Below are 24085 nucleotides of genomic sequence, written 5' to 3' on the forward strand. Positions count from 1 at the left end.
ATACTATGTTGTCGGCTCGGTGCTGTAACGCAGCATAGACGGCATTGGATACTTCAGTTCCCCAATGCTGCTCCAAGGCGGTAAATGATACTCCTAAGCTGGGAAGCTCTCACCTTTCCTTCCCTCTCTGAAAACCGTAACTATCATTCGTGTCCTTTTCAACGCATTTATGTAGTTCATATAAAAAAACACACCCATCCCTCTAAAAGGGACGAATGTGTTGATCATCCGTGGTTCCACCCAAATTCCCGATCAATTACACATGGTGATCGGCTTAAAGATGCTGTAACGCAGCATGACGGTATCAGATACTTGTTTTCCCCGATACGGCTCAAAGGCGGTAAGCTGCTTTCCCTGCGTTAGGAAGATCTCAGCTGTCCTTCCCTCTCTGGAAACCGTAAAAAGCATCTCGTGTCCTTATCAGTGCCTGTTGTTTCAATAATTTTTTATATCTTACTATATATTCCCACAAAGCGCAATCAGTGATTTACATTTTTTTCTGACGCGGCAGTCCCGTTATGGGCAGCCAGAAACAGCCATACAAGCAATGCAGCGAGGCTGTATGCCGCTCCCATCATCAAAAACGTAAACCCGGCACCGGCATACCAAGTGGCGGACAGATGAATGATCACCCCGGTTATCGCTACGCCGACCAAGGCTCCGATTTGCCGGTTTGCATTTAACGCCGCACCGGCGATATTCGTATGTCTTTGCCCGGCAGCCTGCATGATCACAGTTGTCATGGCAGGAACTGTAATACCGGTACAGAGGTTCATAACAGACATCAACACCGCCAGCTGCCAATAAGGAAAATCCGGAGAAATCAGCACAAACAACAGCAATGCAATGATACAGCTGACCGCCATTGATACAAACATAAGCTGCCCGGCTTCAAACCGATTCGCCAGACGGGCAAACAGCAGATTGCCGATCACGAAGACGGCCATCATCGGCAGCAGCTCCACTCCAGCTATAAAGGAACTTGCCCCTCCTGCTTCCTGCAAAAAAAGGCTGAGCATAAACATGCCGCCAAAAAGGGCGAAATTCAGCAAAAACCCGATAAATTGGGCAGCTGAGAAGCGGCCGTTTTTGTATAAGGACGCCGGCAGGATGGGTGCTTTTGCAGAAATTTCCCGCAGCAAAAACAGCACAAATGCCAAAATCGCTGCAGTAAATGCTACAAGAATCACTGGCGAGCGCCAGCCCGCTGAAGGCCCCTGTATCAAAGCATAGGAAAGAAACCCGAGAGCCATCATGCCAAGCAGATGCCCGATGATGTTCACGCGGCTGCTTTTTCCCGGAACGCGGCTGAGGATTCGGTAAGCTGAAATGAGCGCAGCAGCCCCTATTGGCACATTGATCAGAAAAATACTCTGCCAGCCCGCCAACTCTACCAGCACGCCCCCGATAAAAGGCCCAAGGGCTGAAGCGGCGGAAACAAGCGCGGCCCACAGTCCAAACATTCTCGCCCGCGCCCGCTCATCAGGGTAAGAGGCAGCCAAAAGGCTGAGTGAGCTTGGCATAAACAAAGCTGCGCCAATTCCCTGTATAAGGCGTCCGGCAATCAGCATCTGTCCATTTATAGATGCAGCGCATAAACAGGAGGCCAGAACAAAAACGGCTAGACCCAAGATATAGATCGTCTTCGAGCCGAAACGGTCAGCCAAGGCTCCGCCCGCCAGCAGAAGCGACGCAAAAGTAAGAATGTACCCGTCCACAACCCACGTTACACCTGAAAGTGACATTGAAAGAGTGTTTTTCATATCAGCCATCGCCACATTCACAACGGTCACATCAAGAGTTGCCATGAGGAAACCAAGTGCGAGCACGATCAGCACGGATATGCCTGTTGATGATGTTGATTCTTGTATAGACCCGCTATTTTTCATTACAATTGCCCTTTCACTTGCTTGATTACCCAATCATCTATTTTTTCAAGATCATACAATTCCCCGACCCTGTCCATGACATGCTGCAAGGACTCTTCTCTCATGAGATTAGCCCATTTATCCTCGATTTCCGCCATGACTGTCTCCAGCACACATTGACTTTCACCCTCGAATACAGATTGCAGCAGGCCTTTCCCCTGATACATCGAACCTCTGCCTTCGACCGCTTGATAAACATCATAAAGCGTAATGTCAGCCAAAGGCTTCGTCAGGGTAAAACCGCCCTTCGTCCCTGGTAAGGATTCTGCCAAACCGGCTTGAACCAATGTTCTCATCAGCTTCTTCAAGTAAGACGGAGACACACGCAATCGCTGGCTTATAGCCTCTGACGTCAAAGAAGCCTGTACCGGCAGCCGTGACAGTAACAGCAGCACAGAAACCGCCTGCTCCATTCCTGATTTCATTTTCATCCTATTCACTCCTGATTCATTATGGATAACTATTATCCATAATGAATCTCTTAGCAGCTTTTGTCAATAAAAAAAGCAAAAGAAACGATTCATTTCTTTTGCTTGGTATGGTTAACAAATCTGCTTCAGTTCCTCTATGTATTGAAGCGCTTCGTCATATTCTTCATTTGTATATTTTTGCTTGCTTTTGATGGTAAAGACTTTTTCTTTCTTTTCCTCTTCCTCAAGCCCGTCAAAGTAAAGGATCGTGGAAACCAGCTCTAAAAACCGTGATGAACGGCTGTTTACACTGTCGATATAGCCTTTCATATCCGGCATGTCCAGATCAGCATGGTCTAAAAATGCGGAGCCTGTCTCAGTCAGCGAATACCGGTATTGAAAGTAGCCGCCCTTTTTTTCCTTCACCTCATGCAGAAATCCAAGGTTGCACAGCTCTTCAATCTGGAGCGTCAGTTCCTCTGAATATGGTCCGTAAAAGTGAAAATCATATTTCTCATAGAAAGGAAACTGCATTTTCTTGGCGATATAAATCATTTTCTGCAGCTTCTTTCGCCCGATGATTTCTCCAGAATCCGAGAACACCTTCATCAGTTTTGCATGTTCTTTCAACAAATTCCCGACATCTCCTTTTTCCTTCTTTCCAATTTCTATGTCAGTCCCAGCAGCTGCCGGATTTTCATTTTCGCTTCCGGATGTTCAGAGCCGTCACAAATCAAGTCCTTTGGATAGTACAGCTTGTGGTCCGTCCGCCGTTTACCTGAGATGGATTCCACAATAGCCGACTGCCTGGACAGCTCTTTAATTTGGCCGTTTTGCGTCAAGAGATGGATCGGCAGACGCTCCTCTTCCTCTCCCGGTCGGTAAAAATCGTATGGCAGATCTGATGAAGAATCAACGACCAAATAATAGCTCGGATCGATTCCCGCCTCTTTGAACAATGAAGTCAGCTCAAAATAAGCCGACATTTCTTCATTCGGATTGAATTCAACGTATTGGAACAGCTGGCGGTTAATGAATCTGCGGCACAAGTCGGATAAAATCGCGTCTTCTTCATCCTCCCAGGCCTGGAAGTAATACAAAATAATAGATTCATCCAGCTTTACATAATCCTCCAGTGTCAATTTCCCTTCAAAAATAGAATAGAAATGAACCGGAGCGTGAGTGAAGACATAGCCTTCATCGTGCAGCTGCTTCGCCCTGTGAAGAATCTTCGTTAAAATGACCTCTGCACTTCTAGTCACAGGATGGAAGTAGACCTGCCAGTACATTTGGTAACGGCTCATGATATAGTCTTCGACAGCGTGCATTCCGCTTTCTTTAATGACGATCTGATCCTCGCGCGGCCGCATCACCCGAAGAATCCGCTCCATATCAAAATGGCCGTAGCTGACGCCCGTATAATATGCGTCGCGCTGGAGGTAATCCATGCGGTCTGCGTCAATCTGACTCGAAATCAGGCTGACCACTTGCTTGTTTTTATATGTTTTGGCAATGACTTCAGCAACATCCTGAGGGAAACCCGGGCTCACCTTTCTGAGCACCTGATTAACCTCCGTGTCTCCCAAAATGATACCTCTTGTAAAATCCTCGTGGTCAAGGTGAAAGACCTTTTCAAATGAATGCGAGAACGGCCCGTGCCCGAGGTCATGAAGCAGCGCCGCGGCCAAACAGAGTTCGCGCTCACTGTCATCCCATTCAGGGCGGCCTTTAAAGACGTCATCAACCATTCTTCTGACAATTTCATAGACACCGAGAGAATGGTTGAACCGGCTGTGCTCAGCCCCATGGAACGTCAAATAGGTCGTGCCGAGCTGCTTAATTCTGCGGAGACGCTGAAATTCACGGGTTCCGATTAAATCCCATATCAGCTTGTCCCGAACATGAACATAGCGGTGCACCGGATCTTTAAACACTTTTTCTTCTGATAATTTTCCATTTGGATACGCCATCGTCATTCCCTCTTTTTTTTAGCCGTGTTTCTATTATATCGACTCTATTCTTTGAAAACATCCTTGAATTTGCCCGGCGATTTGTTCCATCTTCATGAAAAACACATCTTGTGAAGCAAAAAAGCCTGACCTGAGGGCCGAGGCTAAGAAAAAATATGTTTTTACTTTTTTATTTTCTTTTTTACTTTGTCAATCAGCTCATCCTCTGTCGGAGCTGACAGCGGGCGATTGTTCACAAAAGCAAATGATTTTTTCCGTCCGGGCCCGCAATAAGATTGGCATCCTACCTCAACCTTTGCGTCCGGGTCCACTTCTTTCAAACGCGGCAGCAATGTTTTGATATTAGTGGCTTGGCAATCATCACACACTCGAAATTCATTAGCCATGACGTACGCTTCCCTTCATTTCTATGTTCATCTATGTGAATAACCTAAAATCACGTTTCAAAAAAAATCACATCACTCTTCATTTTACAAGGATTCGACTGTTCCTGCAAGCCGCTCCATCCTTCGTATCTCCTATTCTTTCAGCCAATTTGTATAAATATTTTCCAACCTGGACATTCTAATACCATGAAAAGAAAAATGGGAGTTGAGATAAATGACAAAACAGCGACAAGACGCTTGGTCAGAGGAAAACGATCTGCTTTTAGCCGAAACAGTGCTTCGGCATGTGAGGGAGGGCAGCACTCAGCTGAACGCCTTTGAAGAAGTCGGCGATAAATTAAACCGGACATCCGCAGCCTGCGGATTCAGATGGAACGCAGTGGTCCGCCATCAATATGAAAAAGCGCTCCAACTTGCGAAGAAACAACGAAAACAGCGGATGAGAGCGCTCGGAAACGGGCAGCCTGCGAAAAAAAGATTATTATATCAGCCTCCTGCCGTTGATCCTGAAATCATTCAAGAAACCGCTGCAGAAGAGCCGGTTAAAACGGAAACACCATCTGTCGAAAATGAGCAACCTTTAATGTCTGGCGAACACATGCCTTTTGTTGATGAAAGCTTTAAGGAAGAGTTAGCTAGTCTATCACACTTATTGTCTCCTCAAACGCCTGCAGCTGCGCCTGAGATGACGATGAATGATGTGATCCGCTTCCTGCAGAATTACGAAGGCAATAACGAGCAATCATCAGCATTAAAAATGGAAAACGAGCGTTTAAAGAAAGAAAATCAGGAATTGCAAAACAAAACAGAGCAGCTAGAGGCAGAAGTTCAAAAGCTTGAAAAAGACCAAAAAACGATCCAAGAAGATTATGAAACCTTGGTGAAAATTATGAACAGAGCCAGAAAGCTAGTTTTATTTGAAGAAGATGAACATGCCTCTCCGTCCTTCAAAATGGACCGGAACGGCAATTTAGAAAAATTAGCGGAATGACATAGAAAAATCCCAAAACGGGCAGCTGTTTTGGGATTTTCGCCATGTGCAAAATCCCCTTTTCTATTGAGAAAAGAGAATTTCCTCATTTTGCAGCCGGATCAGCTATTCTTGTAAAATGAGGCCAAGCTTATGTGAATCTATTAAGACATGTGAGCTGCCTCGGCCGTTTTTTGTTTCCGAGGCGCAGCAGAAATGACCAAAAGCCCCAGCATCATAAGCGCAATGCCCAGCCACGAGGAAGGCGAAAGCATTTCCCCTATGAAAAACACACCAAGCAATGAAGCCGTCAGCGGTTCAGCTAAAGACAGCGTGACCGCCGCCGAGGCCGGAACCCCGGTAAGCCCTTTCGCAAACAAAAAGTATGCGGCACATGTTGCAATTAACCCGATGTAAAGGCTTGTTCCCAGTCCTCTAGGGGTCAATATCCACGAGATATCTGACTGCCGTAATAGCGGCGTCAGCAAGATGGCGCTGATCATGAATACAACGGCGGAGGTCGCTCGCGGAGGCTGGGTTTTCATCATCGCTTTACTGATGAGCGTATAGCCTGCAAAAGAAGCACCCGCTCCAAGCGCCATAAGAACACCAGCCACATCAATCCGAACATTGGAACTGTCGGAAAACAGAAGCCAGCAACCCGCTAAAGCCAGCACAGTCGCAATCCACCAAGAGTTTCGCGGGCGTTTCTTCAATACAGCCCATTCGAGGGTCCCGGCAATGATAGGCGCACTGCCGATGGCAATCACAGTTCCCACTGCAATTCCCGTTTCTTTAACCGCTGTGAAAAACAGCGGCTGGTAACACGCCATACAAACAGCGGCTAAAAATACGAGCGGCCATGACCAATTTTTCACGTGAAGCTCCCGGCTGATCCAAACCGCAAGCAGCATGGCGCTTCCTCCTATTAATAACCTGAACGCCCCAAATGCCAGTGGTGTGGCGCTTTCTGGAGCCAACGCCTGAACGGTTCCCGTAGTTCCCCAGAAAAAAGCCGCCATCAATACAAAAAGGCTGTAAATATTCCCCTTCATCTGCCTCTCCCCTTTAATATGGATGCTGATGTCATTTTATCGTTTTTCTTTTTGTCGTGGTTATCTGTATGTAAGAAGGATTTATCTGAAAATAAGATTATTGGGGTAAAATGCCGCTTGAGATAAAAAATGCATGCCGGCATATACAGCCGGCATGCGAAGAACGTTCACCCAAATACCTTTGCATTCCGCTCAGCCATCCGGATGAGGTTTTTCTCAAATTCCATTTCCTCATCAATGGACAGTCCAGCTGAATAAAGATGGGTGCTTAACGCTTTTAATTCCGTCAATAAAGCGAACATTAAGTCTTGTACGGAGATATCTTTTTGCAGAAGCTCACTTAAGGACGCCATCGTTTCCGGACGTATTTCCGGATAGACGCCTTTTTTATCGTTTTGTTTGTCTTTCAGCGCCGCTTGATAGAATCGTCTGATCAAGTCGGCCCTTTCACTGCCGCTTTTATCTGCACAGAGATAAATTTGAACAGCGACTCCGCCGCGAACGCGTCTCTGAGAGATGCCGGCGAACTTTTTGCCATTTATACTGAGGTCATAGCTGCCGGGACAATAAGACCCTTCAATTTCATAGGCTTCGATCTTTGCGTTGTACGGTCTCAGCATTCGTCTCATCAGCTCGACCATCGCTTCATATCCTTTGTCTATATCGATGCCTTTCTTTTCGTCCTCGAATATGAGAGAGATATTTAAAACACCGTCATCCAATACGACGGCAAGACCGCCGGAATTGCGTACGATCACACGGTATCCTTCGCTCTCCAGCAAGGAGATGCCATCCTGCAAAAACGGGAGGCGTGTATCCTGTATTCCAAGGACAATTGTATCGTGGTGCACCCATGAGCGCGCTGTCGCCGGCGACACGCCTTTTCCGACGGACATGCACAGCGTATCATCCATTGCGAAGGATTGCTTCGCATCAAATAAAGGGCCGAGACTGGATTGGTCAATAACTCTCCATTTCGGCTGCATCAGTAAATCAATCGGTTGGTTTGCCATCTATGTAAAACCCTTTCATGTTAGGCTTATTGAACGAAAACTATTATATCATTTCAGCAGCTGTGATTGATAATTGCTTTTCAGCATCGTAAGAAAAATTTCTTTATTTTTTGTATTCTCCATGAGAGGGGAATGAATGTAAGACAGCTTGCGCTTTAACGAGAAATCTTTAATATGCAGAATTGAGATTTCGCGGTGGATCAAATCCTTATGCAGTACGCTTCTGGATAGAACCGAAAGTCCCATGCCGTTAATCACCGCTTCCTTTACACCTTGATTGCTGCTGATAGTGAACATTGATTTCGGCCGAAGTCCATTTGAACTGAGTACATGATCGAGAAATTCTCTCGTCCCGGAGCCTTTCTCTCTTGTCACCCACGCTTCGTTCTGCAAATCGCTGATCGAAATCTCTTTCCGCCCGGCGAGCGGATGCTGATTTGGAGCGGCAATGCACATTTCATCCTCCATGAACGGTTCAATTTCCAGCTCATTCTCGTTTGTATGTCCTTCAATCAGCCCGATATCAGCCTGAAGCATCCGCACACGCTCGCTGACCTCCTCTGTATTGCCAATCATGACATCGAGGTTCAGCTCTGGATACAGCTTTTGCAGCTGGGCCAATAGCGGCGGAAGAATATACTCACCAATTGTAAAGCTTGCAGCTATTTTCAATTCGCCCTTCACATAGTGATGATGTGCATAGATTTCAGCCTTGGCTTGTTCGTAGAGAAACACCATTTGCTTTGCTCTTTGATATAAAATGTCTCCTGTCGGCGTTGTCGTAAAGTGTTTTGGCGACCTGTTCAGAAGAGCCGTTTGAAATTCTTTCTCAAGATTTTTGATATGCAGACTGACGCTGGGCTGGGAGATCATCAGCTTTTCCGCCGCTTTTGTGAAGTTTTTTTCTTCTACCACCGCTATAAACGTTTTCAGCACGTCGTAATACAAAAACCCCACCCCTGTCATTAATGAAATATATGGTTATGATTAGTTTTCTTTATTGTACTCATATCATCCGTCTTGGTAAAGAAGGCTATACGGAAGCGCAAAAAAGGCAGCCCTCGGTCGAGAGCTGCCATCGTCTTCATTTTTATTACAGTGCTTGCGCCGCTGTAATTAATGCGAGATTGTAAACATCTTCAGCGTTACATCCTCTTGAAAGGTCGTTTACAGGCATATTTAAACCTTGCAGGATTGGTCCTACCGCTTCAAAGTTGCCCAAACGCTGAGCGATTTTATAGCCGATGTTTCCTGCTTCAAGGCTTGGGAATACGAATACGTTAGCGTCCCCTTTGATCTCGGAATCCGGCGCTTTTTTCTCAGCTACAGATGGAACAAATGCAGCATCGAATTGGAATTCGCCGTCAAGTGTCAGTTCAGGCGCTTTTTCTTTCGCGATTTTCACTGCATCCGCTACTTTTTCTGTTTCATCAGATTTTGCTGAGCCTTTTGTAGAGAAGCTGAGCATTGCCACGCGAGGCTCAATGTCGAACATTTTTGCCGTATTGGCACTTTCGATCGCAATCTCGGCAAGGTCTTGGCTGTCAGGCGCAATGTTGATCGCGCAATCTGCGAATACGTATTGCTCTTCCCCGCGAGCCATGATGAACACGCCTGAAGTCTTTTTCACGCCTTCTTTTGTTTTGATGATTTGAAGAGCCGGGCGTACAGTGTCAGCTGTCGAGTGAGCAGCTCCGCTTACAAGTCCGTCTGCAAGGCCTTTATACACCAGCATTGTACCGAAGTAGTTCTCGTCTAATAACGCTTTGCGAGCCTGTTCTTCTGTCGCTTTGCCTTTGCGGCGTTCTACAAATGCTTGTACAAGGTCTTCCATGCCTTCATATGTATGAGGATCATAAATCTTAACGCCGTCCAGCGTAAGGTTCAATTCTTTTGCTTTTGCTTGGATCTCATTTTCATTGCCGATCACAATCGGATTCAGCACTTTGTTTCCTGCAAGCTTGCTGACCGCTTCTAAAATACGCTCGTCTAAGCCTTCAGGAAATACAATTTTAACGTCTTTTCCAGCTACTTTTTCTTGCACTGTTGAAAATAAATCTGCCACAATAAAACCTCCTCAAAAAGTTACAAAAACGCTTTCTTTTACTAGCATACTCTTCTTCCAATCAAATTCAAACAGCCAACTTTCATTATAGCGCTTTCATAAAAAAATCTTATTTTTCTAACTAATTTAAGTGACTCAATCTTCCCTTATAGGTTCTTCTATTTTGATGGAGTTATACGGAAGGGATGTTCAAGGTTTCTCCACAGTAGAATCGGATAAACTATGGTATAGTGAAGGCAATCATGAAAAGATAATGGGAGTGAAGATAAATGAGTGAACAGCAAATGACGAATGAAGCTGCAAAAACGCTTGACGGCTGGTATGCGCTTCATGATTTCCGCACAATGGATTGGACTTCCTGGAAGCTGCTGTCCAGTGATGAGCGCCAATCTATCATACATGAATTCACCGGGTTGCTTGAAAAATGGGGCGTAGCCCAAAAAGAAGGAAAAGGATCGCAAACTCTTTACAGCATCGTCGGCCAAAAAGCTGATTTTATGCTGATGATCCTTCGTCCTACAATGGAAGAATTAAATCAAATTGAGCTTGAATTCAACAAATCAAGACTTGCTGAGTTCACCATTCCGGCATACTCCTACGTATCAGTGGTAGAGCTGAGCAACTACTTGGCAAGCGGTGACGGCGATCCTTATGAAAATCCGCATGTGCGCGCTCGCCTTTACCCTGAACTGCCGGAATCTAAATATGTATGCTTCTATCCAATGGATAAAAGAAGATCTGGCAACGACAACTGGTATATGCTTTCAATGGAAGAACGCAGAAACTTGATGAGAAGCCACGGTTTAATCGGCCGCAGCTATGCGTGCAAAGTCAAACAGATCATCACCGGCTCTGTCGGCTTTGACGATTACGAGTGGGGCGTTACATTATTTAGCGATGATGTCCTTCAATTCAAGAAGCTAGTGTATGAAATGCGTTTTGACGAAGTCAGCGCTCGCTATGGCGAATTTGGTTCATTCTTTGTCGGCAATCACCTTTCGCTTGATACACTTCCTCAATTCCTATATGTATAATATCCCCTCCCGCCCTATCCGGCGGGAGTTTTTTTCAATTCTCCTTTATCAGAATTTAAATAAAATTTGCTATTTTCTTCGTTTTTTCTTACGATGTAAATAATAATACAATTTTTTCAAAGGGGTGCAGTTATTTGTCAAAACGAACCGCATTTGTTATGGGAGCCAGTCAAGGGATCGGGAAAGCAATCGCTCTGAAATTAGCAGACCAGCATTTTTCCCTCGTCATTAATTCGCGAAATTGGGATAATATTGAATCTGTCAAAGAAGACATTTTGGCCAAGCATCCTGAGACGAGCGTCATTGTCCTTGCGGGGGATATGTCTGACCGGCATACGAGAGCGGGCATTTTTCAGAAAATCGAATCTCAATGCGGACGGCTTGATGTTCTGATTAATAATATCCCGGGCGGCGCGCCTGATACATTTGATAACTGCAATATAGACGATATGACGGCCACGTTCACTCAAAAGACCGTTGCCTATATTGACGCTATCAAGCGTGCTTCCTCACTGATGAAACAAAACGAGTTTGGCAGAATCATCAACATTGTCGGAAATCTATGGAAAGAACCCGGCGCCAACATGTTCACAAACAGTATGATGAATGCCGCTTTAATTAACGCCAGTAAAAATATTTCCATCCAGCTTGCTCCTCACAACATTACTGTCAACTGTCTGAATCCTGGTTTTATCGCTACAGACCGTTATCATCAATTTGTGGAAAATGTGATGAAAAAGAACAGCATATCCAAACAGAAAGCAGAGGAACAGATTGCTTCCGGGATTCCGATGAAACGGGTCGGATCAGCCGAAGAAACCGCAGCGCTCGCCGCGTTTCTTGCCTCTGAGGAAGCCTCCTACATCACGGGACAGCAAATTTCCGCTGATGGCGGCAGCATGAAAAGCATATAAAAACATCCCGCTTTTTAGCGGGATGTTTCTTGTAATGACCCGAACGGCAGGTTCAGCTTTTGAATCCGCGTGACAAATTCCCGCAGATCCTCCTGCTTCGACACCATTGAGATTCTGACATGCCTTTTTCCGTTGCTTCCAAAAATTTCGCCCGGTGTGACTACGACATGGGCATGCTCCAGCAAGTAATCGGAAAATTGGTGAGATGTCTCAAACGTATTCGGAATTTCAGCCCATACGTAAAAGGTTCCTTTTGGCTTTTCCATCTTCCAGCCCAGTTCCTTTTCACAAAGCGCCGTAAAAAAGTCAATTCGTTCCTTATAAATTCGTTTCAACGATTCCGTATGCTCCGGATCTCCAGAAAGCGCCGCACTCGCTGCCTGCTGCAGCCCGCCGAACATGCCGACAAATACATGATCCTGAAATTCATTGACGGCCTGAATGATCCTTTCGTTCCCAACCGCAAACGCCATTCTCCAGCCGGCCATGTTAAATGTTTTTGAAAATGAATAAAGCTCTGCTCCGACAATTTTGGCATCCTCTGCCTCAAGAAAACTGGCCGGTTTTTGATCGAATTCAAACGCTCCGTATGCAAAATCATGAATCAAATGGATGTTATGCTCTTTCGCAAAAGCAGCAGCTTTTGCATAAAAAGCCGCATCAGCCACAGCTCCAGTGGGGTTGTTCGGATAGTTTAAAAACATAAGCTTCGCTTTTTCCAGCACGGCTGGATCAATCTTTTCAAAATCCGGCAGATAGCCATTTTCTTCATACAGCGGCATTTCGTAAAGCTCAGCTCGCGCCATCGTAATCCCTGATAAATATTCAGGGTAGCCTGGATTCGGGACTAAAGCGATGTCTCCCGGATTGAGCAGGCATTGTGTCAGCACATACAAACCGGCTTTCCCGCCTCCGAAAAGCGCGACCTCCGTTTCAGGATTGATTGTCACGCCGTATTCTCTTTTATAGAAAGCAGCGATTGCTTCCTTCAAAAAAGGATAGCCTCTGAATGGGCCGTATCCATGAAACGAAGGATTCAGAGACGCCTCCCGCAAAGCCTCGACAATATGCGGCGGAGTGGGAAGGTCAGGGTTCCCCTGTCCGAGATTAATGATATGGGCTCCCGTTTTTTCCATTTCCTTTACCTTTTGAAAAACGAGAGAAAACTCCTGCCTTGGAAGTGTCTTGATGACATCGGACGGTGTTATTTCCATCTAAAAGACTCCTTTTTGCTCCGTTTTGTTATCCCGTTCCAAAAACGATTTGTTGACGAGCTTCGTATGCAAAAACAAACCGCATACGATCACGACAATCAGCCCCATAATGACCGGAGCGCTTAGGATATTAATGAACATTGAACCAATAGAAATGCATAATCCGATAGACGCTTCGGCCACTGAAAAAATGCGCCCTTGAATCTGGTTTGCCGCATTTTCCTGAACCTTCACTTTTGCAAGCACTTCCCCGTATTCCATCGCGATGAAAAAGAGGATCGCCGCGATGACAGAAACAGCGAATATCGGTGTGAATAAAAACAGCGCCAGCGAGACAATGGATAAAACGGTAAAGTACGTCAGGCCTCTATTGTTGTTAAAGCCCCATTTGCTGACAAGCGCCGCTCCGATAAAGCCGCCGAAGCCGATGCAGAACGTGAGAATAAAGTTACCGATTTCCCCGTCACCCAGAAAGCGGCTGACAATCGGAAAATAGCTGTACACAACTCCCCACAGCAAAGCCATCGTAATCATCGTAAACATGGCGTTTAATACGAATGCATTGGTTTTGATTTCCTTGAGTCCTTCCTTAAAAGACTGAAAGGCCTCTTTAATGTTTTCAGATTGAATCGGCACAAATTGCAGCTTGATACGGCTGATAAAAAATGCCGAAACCAGGTATGTCACACCGTTAAAGGCAACAGCCAGCTCTACAGATCCGCCTAACAGAAAGAGCCCTCCGGCAGCCGCCCCGACGATAATGGAAATGGTTGTCGCTTTTGCAAATAACGTGTTGATGCTTTTAATATCTGATTCTAAGGACGACATGACAGCGAGACGGGCGGGATTAAAAAACACGCCGCTTCCATAAGAAATAAACAGCAGGGCCAGAAAAATCAGCGGATACTCGCCTTTTGGAAGAAATGTGAGCCCCAAAAAGATGATGCCTCTGATGATATCCGTCCACAGCATGATCTTAATTCTGTCTAACCGGTCGACCAGAACCCCCAAAAACGGCTGAAACACCATCGGAATGCTTCTGACCACGATGACCCCGGACGTCACCCAATAATCGTGATAATATGTAGACAAAATAAGCAGGGCAGGGAGAACACAATAGTCTCCCATGAACGATAGCGCCTGCCCGTAAAGCAAGTATTTAGAGTTGGGTTTCAGCTGTTTCATACTGGCAGCACATACTTTGCCGTCAGCTTTGCATGCTGCTGAATTTGTCTGATTGATTCAGCCACATCCTGTGAATTACTGCCTTTCAGTTCAAATGCAGCAATGGAATTGAAAGCTTCAAACAATGTCAAATCAACTGAAGTGCCTGGTGCTGCGGCCGAAAAAGAAACGATTTCAGTATCCCCTTTTAAAAGCCCGTCCGGAATATCGATCGCTTCAATGACCAAATCCTCAGCAGTTTCTGGAATCTGGCCATTTTGTTTGAAATGCTGCGGGTACAAATGGCAGTCGGCGACATAGTAAGGCTCTTGATCCAATAATCCGTCAGGCAGATCGGCGTCTTTTCCGAAACAAAGGACATCTAATAATAATTGCGCCATATCAAGGCCGAAAACCTTTTTAATGTTAGGGATCATATTCCAGCCGGCAAATCTGGCTGCTGATTCTATTAAACCCGGTTCTCTGTTTTTCATTAGCTTGATCTCTGTATGTGTTGCGCAATTTTGCAGGCCAAGCCCTTCATTTGCCTTTTTGGCAGCTTCAACAATTTTCTTTTTTGCCTCTTCATCCAGAATGGACGGCGTAATGTGGGATGTCTCTGTAAACCCGATTTGCGGCGTTTTATCATGAATGGCAATCGGGAAATACTCACCGTCAGCCATGATGCCTTCTATACTGATATAGTCGGAGTACCCTTCTGTTTGATACCAGTCTCCGTACTCACCCTGTAAAAATTCTTCAGCGATAAACGGCGCTTCAAACGTAACCGCCTTTGGCACGTTAATTGATTTCAGATAGTCATTGACTCTGTTAAATTCATCTTCTGCCGTCTCAGTGTCCGTAATCAGCGTTACACCGATTGAACTCGCTAAGTATGTAGGCTTTAAGATAAGAGGTGTGCCGATCTCTTCAAGAGCAGCACGGAAATCTTCAAGAGTTGTGACTCGTTTGTTTTTGATCGATTTGACTCCGGCCTTATTAAAAGCGTCCCTCATTTTATTTTTATCTCTGGCATTTTCGGCTGCCTGCACGCCGGCACCTCTCAGGCCCAGACGTTCACAGGCTTTCGCCATCGGAGCAATGAATAATTCATTGTTTGTTGTGATGGCATCCGCCCCAAACATTTCGGCAACCTTGACGATTTGCTCGACGACCTCTTCCTCAGGCTTGTCATGATCCTCATGCGCCCAATAAATGGAATCAGGATGCTCAAAATCAGCTAAACTCTTAAAATAGTCTTTATCTTTTATGACCGCGATCGAGTATTTTTCAATCAATGCTGCATGGGAGGCTGTAATTGCAAAAGGTCTTGGAATAAAGCTGACCAGGTTATATTTTTCAGCAGCGCTTTTATAAAACATGTGCGGCGGGCAGCCTCCAAGATCAGCGATGACCAATACTGTTTTTCTCTCCATATGTAAAACACTCCTTCTCTATTGTGCGGTGTATCCTCCGTCTGCGGTGATGGCGCTTCCGGTCATATAGCTTGATAAATCCGAGGCTAAAAACAGCATCACGTTTGCGATTTCTTCAGGTTTCCCAAGCCTCAGCAGCGGATTTACCTTCGCCTTTTCTTTTTTGATCTCTTCAAGTGTGCCTTCATTATTTTCAAGGAATGATTTTTCATTCAGCGGTGTGTCGATGATCCCTGGGCATACGCAGTTCACGCGAATTTGATGCTTCGCATAATCAACAGCCATTGATTTAGTCAGCTGCAAAACCCCGCCTTTGCTGGCGTTATAGGCAGGAATATCAGGCCATGCCACGAGTCCGCCGACAGAGCACGTATTAATGATGTTGCCCTTGCCGGCGGCCAGCATATGCTTGAGTGCATGTTTGCTCATTAAAAACGTGCCGGTCAAATTGACTTGCAGCACCTTGTTCCAATCTCTGAGCTCCATCTCGTGAATAGGCGCCACGATTTCGATGCCTGCATTATTAATCAAGACATCGAGCCCGCCAAATGTATGAACCGCCGATTCAACTGCGTGCTGGCAGGCAGCTTCGTCTGTGATGTCCGTTTGCACAAAGTGCAGCCTGTCATTATTTTCTTTTCGTACCATTGCTTCTCCCTGCGCTTCGTCAATATCCGCCACAACCACATTGGCCTGCTGGCCCAAAAAAGCCTGAACCGCAGCATAACCAATGCCTGATGCGCCTCCTGTTATGAGGACGGTTTTATCGGTGAGGTTCATGATCATTCATCCGCCTTCATTTTTTTTGCTTTTGCTCTGTTGTAGCGCGGCGGGAAGAAGATATTAATCGATTTTGATTCTTTTTCCGAACGGTTGATGGCACCGTGATCTTCACGAGGCTCACAGAAATAGGCTGTGCCGAATTTCATCTCGACTGTGCAGCCTTCGACCGTCATGTCATAGCCGCCGCCGATGCAGATGCCGATTTGTTCATTCCGATGTTTATGGAAAGGCATTTCTCCGCCATTTCCAGGGATTTTGGCAAGCATAATTTCTACCCAATCCTCAACAAAGAACGTGACTTCCATGCCCGGCAACAGGTCTCTTGTTTTGAAAATATCCAAAAAGTAGTCCTCAGGACTTGTATATGTTTCATCAGCTTTCAGCCGCTTGATATCAATAGCAATCACTTCTTGGTCTGTGTCGTTTCTTGCCCCGTGAGGCACATGCGGCGGCGCGATATAGGCAGATTCCAAGGCTGTCATTTTTCTTGTCACATCTCCGACAGTCATCATCAGCTCGCCAGAAACGACCATGCCGATTTGGACCTCCTTATGCTGATGGGGTTCAACATTGGTATGCGGCGGGACGTAAGACATTAATACTTCAGTATCCCCTCGTACGGTTGAATACTGCCTCACTCCGTTTTCCCATTCAATTAATTTCGGTGTCGGGAAATAAAGCTCCTGCATATCTTCTTTAGTTTTCATCATCAACGTCTCCTTTTCCAAATAATGACCAGCTCATTGGAATGCTTTTGAATGTTTTTACAAAGGTTAGCCCGTACTTTTGCCGTGCAAGCTCATTGGTTAAGGCAATGTCATACAAACCTTCTTTTACTTTTCTTGCGGCTTGACTGGTTGAATTGACTAGTTTGAAACGAACATCTTTGCGGGTAAAATATTTTATTAAATTAATAGGTGAGGGATGTGAAACAATAACAGATGTATCAAGCATATCGTCTCTGAATTCAAAATCAGGACGAACAGCCAGGCCGTACATCGGTGTATCGCACCTGAAGATCTGCAATAGCTGCAAATCCGGCCTCATGTAGAAATGCTTAATGCCATCGTAAGCATGTGGGACGATGGTATATTCCAGCGGGCTTTGGAGCGTCCTTTCGATGCACGATTCAAAAGTATCATGCAAGGACAATTTACTGTTCAGCCCTTGTAGAAGAGTAAAATTGGAAATGAAATGCTTTGCTGCGTACTCACTGCTTGTCCCCTCAGGGCCGAGCGTGTTGACTGTAATGAGTTTGGATAGTGAATCAGTTCTTTTTTTTGTCTGAATGCTATTATCCAATATAATCATGAGCACCAACCAATCTTTTAAAATTTTAAGTAAATTTTATCCAGCGGAAATTGAACTGTCAATGTTTTTTGAAAATATTGATAATTATTCCCATACAAACAAAAAAACCCTTTATAAAGGGTTTTTAATTATAGGAATTTAGAAACTTTGTTTATTGAGATAAGGACTGATCGGCCTTCTGCTCAAGTTTGCCGTACTTTTTATATGCGAATACACTGAGCACAAATCCGAGGACTGTGATGGCGGCGCAAATCAATCCGACAGCTGCATAGCCGTATGCCACATATACGGGTCCCATTAAAGCAGAACCTAATGTCACGGCCAGATTCGAGGCGAGGCTGTAAAACACCATGACTTTTCCGCGATGACGCTCTGAGCAGTCACTCAAAATGGTGCTGAGCAGCGTCACCGTCAAACTTTGCATTAATCCCCAAATAAATAGGCTGGTGATTAACAGAAACATAGACGCCGGCGCATATGGTAAACACGCCAGCAGAACGCTGATGACCCCCAGCGCAATCAAAAGGGAGCGCATTTTTCCGATGCGGTCGGCTATCTTTCCTGTAATCACACTCATGGAAAACCCGATTCCATAAATCATGATAAATAAGCCCGCAGCCGTGTTTCCTCCGGTAAAAACGTCCTGAAGATAGGTGCCTAAAAAGGAATACATACCGTAAAAACCAATCATATTACAAAAGGTTATCGTGATATAAACAGGTACACGAGGGACTTTCAGCGCATCCCGGAATGTTCCTGCCGGCTCTTCTATTTCTTCCTTGCCGCTGTTTTTATGTTGGGCATGGCGGCGCATTTCAAGGAGAATCAGCAGGACAACTAAAACGCCCATCAAGGCGAAAATCCAAAACGTCCATCTCCAATGCAGGACGCCGCCGATAAATGATCCGAGCGGCACTCCGAAAATCAGCGCCAGCGACCAGCTTGAAACGATCAGTCCCATCACCTTGCCCCGGTATGTATAAGGAACACGATCACCGACAACTGCGTAAGCGGTCGGAACAAACGCTCCCGCAGCCAATCCCGAAAGCGCCCGGCCTAAAAAGAAGAAAAAAATATTTTGAGCTAAAGCGCATATCACCGTTCCTATGATAAAAATCATAAGCCCGGCCAATAAGCTCAGTTCTCTGGAGTATTTATCGCCTAATGGAACCAAAAGCGGCGCACCGATAAAAATCATAACGCCGTAAATACTGATAGATAATGCAAGGACGCTGACATCTGAGCTGAAGGCTTTTGCTAAATCCGGCAGCAGCGGTGAGATTACAAGCTCTTCAGATCCGGCCGCAAATACCCCCATCGTTAAAGCCAGTGCCAACAATAACGGAAAATGATGTTTTGTTTTGATGTCATTGTTTTGATTGCTGTTCATTCTTTCTCAAACACCTCTTCCATAATCTTCTTATCATAAAGTTGTATTATAGTTTAGCATTGTTTTTTCACTATTTACAATTCGAACGAAATATTTATAAGTTTTATTATTTTCATTTAAATCCCATTATATATTTCTATATTCCATTCTAAAAATACATGAGGATGTAACACGTAAAAAAAGCTCTCCAGCCTCCCGGAGAGCTTTTTCTATTGCGCCTCTGTCTGCTTTTTTTCAATCGGTTCATGATTTATACGCTTTTTGATGCTTAGATGATAGTATGCATAACAGAAAATAATGATCGGCACACCGCAGTATAAGCCAATTCTTTGATCCGGAATGAAAATAAGGCTGATCAACACGCAGCCATATAAACAAAATCCGAGAATCGGGACTAGCGGATAAAGCGGCGTTCTGAACTCCAGATCATTCACATTTCCGCCTTCTGCCAGGAAACGTCTGCGAAAGAAAAATTGCGACGCACAAATGGACATCCATGCGACAACTGTCACCATGCCCGAGATTGAGATACACCATAAATACACTGTTTCTGCAGCCATGACACTTGTCAGCAGCGAACAGCCTGAAATGCCCAGCGTAATCAGCAGGGCATTCATCGGCACGCCTTTTTTTGTCAGTCTGGTGAGAAAGGAGGGACCCATTTGATTTGATGAAAGTGACCACATCATACGCGACGCCGCATACAACCCCGAATTAGCAACAGATAAAATGGCTGTTAAGATGACAAAGTTCATGATATCTGCCGAAAATGGGATGCCGATTTGATCGAGTACCGCTACAAATGGGCTTTCAATCACCCCCGCCGTTTTGTACGGAAGGATGGCAACCAAGACGAACATAGCGAGCACAAAGAAAAACAGCGTGCGCCAAATGACATTTCGAATGGACTTTGGCAGTGTTTTTTCCGGGCTTTCACTTTCCCCTGCCGCAATGCCGACAAGCTCCGTACCCTGGAACGAGAAGTTCACCATGACCAGCGTAAACATAACGGCCAGCACCCCATTAGGGAAAAGCCCTCTATCAGTCATAAAGTTAGACAAAAAGGGTGTTTCCTGTCCGCCTTTAAAGTCAATCAAGCCAAACACAGCGGCTCCGCCAATCACAATAAATAATATGATCGCCGCCACTTTGATGCTTGAAAACCAAAATTCCATTTCCGCAAAGCTTCTGACAGAGAGCGCATTAATCAAAAAGATGACGATGCCGAACACGAGGCACCATATCCAGATCGGAACGGAGGGCAGCCACCTTTGCATCAAAATGCCTGCTGACGTCAGCTCTAACCCCACTGTATTCGCCCAGCTGAACCAATACAGCCAGCCAATCATAAAGCCTGTCGACGGTCCCAGAAATTTAGTGGCGTAGGCCTGAAACGATCCGGCCACCGGCATGGCAACAGCCAATTCTCCTAAACAAAGCATGACGAGATACATTAAAAATCCGCCGATGATATACGCGGCAATGGCGCCGAGCGGTCCTGCCTGGCTAATGGTAAAGCCAGAGCCTAGAAACAGCCCAGTGCCAATCACCCCTCCCAAAGCAATCATAAACAAATGCCTGCTTTTCATGCTGCGCTGCAATTCATTTTTATGATTCTGCATCATCCTTCCCCCTTTGGTTCTTTTGCCGTGATGGTCATCCGGTAGCTTTGCAAAAGATGAACGGTGGTTTGCTGTATGAGGAGAGGCAATACATGAAATGTGTACGGTTTATAGACTCGTTCGGTCCATTTATGGCCGTCTTTTCCGTACACACCCATATTAATGGATGGAATATTCAGCTTGCGTATATCTTTGAACGGAATGGTCCCAATCATATTCCACCCAGGGAAGTTCCTGATAAAAGAATCAATTTCGCCATCGGTTTCGTGCAGTGATAAAAAACTGCCGTCTGCCAAGTAGGGGAAAAACTTTTTGAAGACAAATGTTTCGCCTGTCGATTCAGCGGTTTTGTCAGCCGCTTCTTTAATCACATGCTGCAAAAGCTGATCTCTTGCGCTATCTTCTTTCAAATAGTTATGCGGCAGGTAAGGAGGTGCGTAAAATAGAATGACTTTTGCGCCTTGATCGGGGTCAAGCTTTTGAAGCTCTTCGATTGCCTGAAAGCATCTCATGCGAAGTTCAAGGTGCTCGTTGGCTTTGAATGTCTGCTCGATACACTGCTCGGGATCTATCCCCCGGTGTCTCAGCTTTTCTAAGTATTGCTCCAGGCTATACACTTGAATGCCCCATGATAAATGTTTCTTTGGCAGGTTGGCTCTTTTTGCATATTCTTCATAATAATCTGATAATTTTTGTTCTGTCTCTTGGCATGCTTCCTCAGTGACTTCAATAAGCAAATCCATCATTTCTTTTGCTGTTCTTTCATAAATAAAACAATTGAAGTACAAGCTGGTGCTGACAGCCGTTTGCACATTATAGGATTCCTTGTTATCACGCTGATACAAACAGGATGGGGGCAGAACCAACTCCCCTTCAACCTTTTCTGCCAGATGGATGTTATTGTGGAGACGGCTTGTGATTTCAGATGAAATGAAATTTGGGTCAATTCCTGCCAGTGTATCGCCAACATGGACTTCACGCCCGTAAATGTAAAAGCAAGGCAGCAGTTTTCCCGCGGCTCCGGTATAGATATATCTTGTCTGATCACCATCGTAAAGCGGGGTAATAAAATCCGTATTAATAGCAGCCAAATAGTGAAGCTGTTTTTCTTTTTTTAGCCGGTTCAGCTCTGAAATGCTGGCGAGAATGCCCGAATGCTGGCTCTCCTCATCGGGATTGGCCATAAACAATACATTTCCCGGCAACTTCTCAAGGTTCTCCGAAAAATGCAGGAGATTGGCTAAATGCACGGCGATGCCGCTTTGCATATCGACAGATCCTCTTCCGAACATCCACTCGCCTGATTTGGCATCCCGCTGAACATCCTGATCGAACTCATAGCGGCTGAAATACTCGGCCAATTTCTCACAATCAAAAGCGATATCCTTTAAAGGGCCGAAATCTTCGATTCCAACTGTATCCAGATGGGCATGGTAAATGACTGTATTACGGCTTTCTCCATGTCCTTTAATAAACGCAAAAATATTTTTGCGATTGTATGGGTCATTGGGAATGGCCTGTTCCCACACATGACTGGGGTTTTCCTGAAAATAAGGATAGCTCGTGATCACTTCTTTGATGAAATCTGCTTTTGTCCCTTCTCCAACGGTGCCGTTCACGCTGCTGAGGCTGACCAGAGATGCTGTCAGCGCCTCCACTCTTTCAGCCGGATTCATGTGACTGATTTTTGCATACTGCATAAATTGTCCTCCTGATCAAAAAGTTGAAATCGTGCGATCCGCTAAAGAATCGCACGATTTTATTTCTCTCAAATCAAAAAGCTTCGGACGTTGTTTTGGCTTGCATATGAAGAATTAAGTAATCGGGACCGCCTGCTTTTGAGTCTGTTCCTGACATATTAAAACCGCCGAACGGCTGATAGCCGACAATTGCTCCGGTACATCCTCTGTTAAAATATAGGTTTCCGACATGGAAATCCTCGCGTGCCCGTTCAATGTGCGCACGGTTTTTCGTCAGAAGCGCACCTGTTAATCCGTATTCCGTGTTATTGGCAATCTCCAGCATATGATCGAAATCACGCGCTTTGCAAATCGCAACAACCGGGCCGAAAATTTCTTCCTGCATCAAGCGGGCGTTTTCATCAACATCTGCAAAGATCGTCGGCTGAATAAAGTAGCCTTTTGAATCATCGCCTTCTCCGCCAGCCAATACCTTGCCTTCAGATTTGCCGATTTCAATGTATTTCATCACTTTGTTGTAGGATGCTTCATGAATCACGGGACCCATATACGTATCAGGATCTTCTGGATTGCCGACAGTCAGCGTTTTGGTCAGCGCCACAGCTTTTTCCACCACTTCATCATAAACATCCTGATGAATGACCGCGCGGGAGCCCGCAGAACACTTCTGTCCTGAATATCCAAATGCTGAGTACACGATAGAGGATGCAGCAAGGTCAAGATCAGCGTCCTTGTCGACAAGCACTGTGTCTTTTCCGCCCATTTCTGCAATTACCCGTTTGAGCCATTTTTGGCCCGGCTGCACTTTGGCGGCTCGCTCATAAATCCGGCAGCCGACTGCACGGGAACCTGTAAATGAGACAAACCGTGTTTTCGGATGCTCAACTAAGAAATCACCGATCTCCGCTCCATCTCCCGGAATGTAATTCAGAACGCCGTTTGGCAGACCCGCTTCCTCCATGACCTCGACAAATTTTGCTGCCACTACCGGGGCTGCGTCAGCCGGTTTTAAGAGAATCGTATTTCCTGTCACAATCGCTGCCGCCGCTGTTCCCGCCATAATCGCGAGCGGGAAGTTAAATGGAGAAATGACGATGCCGACGCCAAGCGCTTCGTAATGATATTGATTGACCTCGCCAGCACGGCTCTTCACCGGAGCCCCTTCCTTGAGCTTTAACATTTGGCGCGCGTAGAACTCTAAAAAGTCTATCGCTTCAGCCGTGTCCGCATCTGCTTCCTTCCACGGTTTTCCCGCTTCCTTCACAAGATAGCTTGAAAATTCATGCTTTCTTCTGCGCAAAATAGCCGCTGCCTTAAAGAGAATATTCGCGCGGTGCTCCGGTCTTTGTTTTTTCCAGGAATCAAATGCCTGCAATGCGGCTTGCATCGCTTTTTCAGCAAGCTCTTGATCCGCTGTAGACGCGTACCCAATGATCTCTTCTTTATTTGCCGGGTTAATAGAAATGATTTTGCGGTCCGTTTCAATTTTTTCTCCATTTATGACAAGCGGATAATGCTTGCCGAGCTGAGTGTTTACAAAGGCCAATGACTCCCCAAATGCAGTTTTATTCTTTGCTTCCGTAAAATCGGTAAATGGTTCGTGCGCGTATGTGACTGTCATATGTAGTCCCCCTCGTGTTTGAAATATATCTTCGCATATGAATAAAAATGCAAGAATCATGCCATTTTCTTGTCTTTTGCTGAAAAAACTTGTTGAATC

Annotated in this window: 22 protein-coding genes and 1 other annotated feature; of the genes, 3 read left to right on the plus strand and 19 right to left on the minus strand. The window is 45.5% G+C overall.

Annotated elements, in window-relative coordinates; translation table 11 throughout:
* Nucleotides 1-204: 204 nt before the first annotated feature.
* Nucleotides 205-433 (minus strand) — a binding site (T-box leader).
* A gap of 46 nt (nucleotides 434-479) precedes the next feature.
* From AC07VD_RS03470 to AC07VD_RS03490, 5 genes are all read right to left on the minus strand, one after another.
* Nucleotides 480-1889, minus strand: a complete 1410-nt coding sequence (locus tag AC07VD_RS03470) for an MFS transporter (RefSeq protein WP_494721546.1) — start codon at nucleotides 1887-1889, stop codon at nucleotides 480-482.
* Entirely contained in the window at nucleotides 1889-2359 is a 471-nt protein-coding gene (locus tag AC07VD_RS03475; RefSeq protein ID WP_015714902.1) for an Rrf2 family transcriptional regulator, read from the minus strand. The genes AC07VD_RS03470 and AC07VD_RS03475 overlap by 1 nt, the downstream gene beginning before the upstream one ends.
* Nucleotides 2360-2470: 111 nt before the next feature.
* On the minus strand, nucleotides 2471-2971 hold the full coding sequence (locus AC07VD_RS03480) for a YwgA family protein (protein ID WP_017696246.1): 501 nt from the start codon (nucleotides 2969-2971) through the stop codon (nucleotides 2471-2473).
* A gap of 35 nt (nucleotides 2972-3006) precedes the next feature.
* Nucleotides 3007-4308, minus strand: a complete 1302-nt coding sequence (locus AC07VD_RS03485) for an HD domain-containing protein (protein WP_024571616.1) — start codon at nucleotides 4306-4308, stop codon at nucleotides 3007-3009.
* A gap of 161 nt (nucleotides 4309-4469) precedes the next feature.
* Nucleotides 4470-4694: a YuzB family protein gene (locus AC07VD_RS03490; RefSeq protein ID WP_003222050.1), complete on the minus strand. Its 225-nt coding sequence runs from the start codon at nucleotides 4692-4694 to the stop codon at nucleotides 4470-4472.
* Nucleotides 4695-4908: 214 nt separating this feature from the next.
* Here AC07VD_RS03490 and rsfA point away from each other — a divergent pair, with 214 nt between their 5' ends.
* A complete protein-coding gene (gene rsfA, locus AC07VD_RS03495) occupies nucleotides 4909-5685 on the plus strand; it encodes a prespore-specific transcription regulator RsfA (protein ID WP_003227516.1) in 777 nt (258 codons plus the stop codon).
* A 143-nt stretch (nucleotides 5686-5828) separates the two neighbouring features.
* On the opposite strand, the gene AC07VD_RS03500 is transcribed toward rsfA, so the two are convergent.
* From AC07VD_RS03500 to pta, 4 genes are all read right to left on the minus strand, one after another.
* Nucleotides 5829-6719: a carboxylate/amino acid/amine transporter gene (locus AC07VD_RS03500; protein ID WP_253137006.1), complete on the minus strand. Its 891-nt coding sequence runs from the start codon at nucleotides 6717-6719 to the stop codon at nucleotides 5829-5831.
* 167 nt (nucleotides 6720-6886) lie between these two features.
* Nucleotides 6887-7732, minus strand: a complete 846-nt coding sequence (gene lipL / locus AC07VD_RS03505; RefSeq protein WP_024571618.1) for an octanoyl-[GcvH]:protein N-octanoyltransferase — start codon at nucleotides 7730-7732, stop codon at nucleotides 6887-6889.
* Between the two features lie 48 nt (nucleotides 7733-7780).
* Nucleotides 7781-8680, minus strand: coding sequence for a cysJI operon transcriptional regulator CysL (gene cysL / locus AC07VD_RS03510; protein WP_041334620.1), 900 nt, complete (start codon nucleotides 8678-8680; stop codon nucleotides 7781-7783).
* Between the two features lie 145 nt (nucleotides 8681-8825).
* On the minus strand, nucleotides 8826-9797 hold the full coding sequence (gene pta, locus AC07VD_RS03515) for a phosphate acetyltransferase (RefSeq protein ID WP_003235941.1): 972 nt from the start codon (nucleotides 9795-9797) through the stop codon (nucleotides 8826-8828).
* A gap of 269 nt (nucleotides 9798-10066) precedes the next feature.
* Between pta and hemQ the strand changes: the two genes are divergently transcribed.
* Both hemQ and bacG read left to right on the plus strand, forming a co-directional pair.
* Nucleotides 10067-10831 (plus strand): hydrogen peroxide-dependent heme synthase, encoded by a 765-nt coding sequence (hemQ, locus tag AC07VD_RS03520; protein WP_494721545.1) that lies wholly within the window; start codon nucleotides 10067-10069, stop codon nucleotides 10829-10831.
* Between the two features lie 134 nt (nucleotides 10832-10965).
* Nucleotides 10966-11745 (plus strand): NADPH-dependent reductase BacG, encoded by a 780-nt coding sequence (bacG, locus tag AC07VD_RS03525; protein ID WP_336804647.1) that lies wholly within the window; start codon nucleotides 10966-10968, stop codon nucleotides 11743-11745.
* 14 nt (nucleotides 11746-11759) lie between these two features.
* Here the strand turns inward: bacG and bacF are convergent, their stop codons facing one another.
* The 10 genes from bacF to pruA form a co-directional block, all read right to left on the minus strand.
* Nucleotides 11760-12959 carry a transaminase BacF gene (bacF, locus tag AC07VD_RS03530; RefSeq protein ID WP_085185500.1) on the minus strand — a complete coding sequence of 400 codons (1200 nt, stop codon included), beginning with the start codon at nucleotides 12957-12959 and terminating at the stop codon, nucleotides 11760-11762.
* The gene (gene bacE / locus AC07VD_RS03535) at nucleotides 12960-14144 is read right to left on the minus strand and encodes a bacilysin exporter BacE (protein WP_014481236.1); all 1185 of its coding nucleotides are present in this window, start codon (nucleotides 14142-14144) and stop codon (nucleotides 12960-12962) included.
* Entirely contained in the window at nucleotides 14141-15559 is a 1419-nt protein-coding gene (gene bacD, locus AC07VD_RS03540) for an alanine--anticapsin ligase (protein ID WP_350415690.1), read from the minus strand. Before bacD ends, bacE begins: the two co-directional genes overlap by 4 nt.
* 18 nt (nucleotides 15560-15577) lie before the next feature.
* Nucleotides 15578-16339, minus strand: coding sequence for a dihydroanticapsin 7-dehydrogenase (gene bacC, locus AC07VD_RS03545; protein WP_124059369.1), 762 nt, complete (start codon nucleotides 16337-16339; stop codon nucleotides 15578-15580).
* 2 nt (nucleotides 16340-16341) lie between these two features.
* Complete coding sequence (bacB, locus tag AC07VD_RS03550; protein ID WP_003244300.1) at nucleotides 16342-17049, minus strand: 3-((4R)-4-hydroxycyclohexa-1,5-dien-1-yl)-2-oxopropanoate isomerase; 708 nt, start codon at nucleotides 17047-17049, stop codon at nucleotides 16342-16344.
* Entirely contained in the window at nucleotides 17039-17653 is a 615-nt protein-coding gene (bacA, locus tag AC07VD_RS03555) for a prephenate decarboxylase (RefSeq protein ID WP_009968341.1), read from the minus strand. Before bacA ends, bacB begins: the two co-directional genes overlap by 11 nt.
* A gap of 151 nt (nucleotides 17654-17804) precedes the next feature.
* Complete coding sequence (locus AC07VD_RS03560) at nucleotides 17805-19043, minus strand: MFS transporter (protein WP_494721544.1); 1239 nt, start codon at nucleotides 19041-19043, stop codon at nucleotides 17805-17807.
* A gap of 209 nt (nucleotides 19044-19252) precedes the next feature.
* Complete coding sequence (locus AC07VD_RS03565) at nucleotides 19253-20665, minus strand: amino acid permease (protein ID WP_015250969.1); 1413 nt, start codon at nucleotides 20663-20665, stop codon at nucleotides 19253-19255.
* The gene (locus tag AC07VD_RS03570; protein WP_494721543.1) at nucleotides 20665-22365 is read right to left on the minus strand and encodes a M20 family metallopeptidase; all 1701 of its coding nucleotides are present in this window, start codon (nucleotides 22363-22365) and stop codon (nucleotides 20665-20667) included. Before AC07VD_RS03570 ends, AC07VD_RS03565 begins: the two co-directional genes overlap by 1 nt.
* A 73-nt stretch (nucleotides 22366-22438) precedes the next feature.
* Nucleotides 22439-23986, minus strand: a complete 1548-nt coding sequence (gene pruA / locus AC07VD_RS03575; RefSeq protein WP_101169653.1) for an L-glutamate gamma-semialdehyde dehydrogenase — start codon at nucleotides 23984-23986, stop codon at nucleotides 22439-22441.
* Nucleotides 23987-24085 lie beyond the last annotated feature (99 nt).

The sequence above is a fragment of the Bacillus sp. GW821-FHT01G09 genome (genome assembly GCF_059422205.1).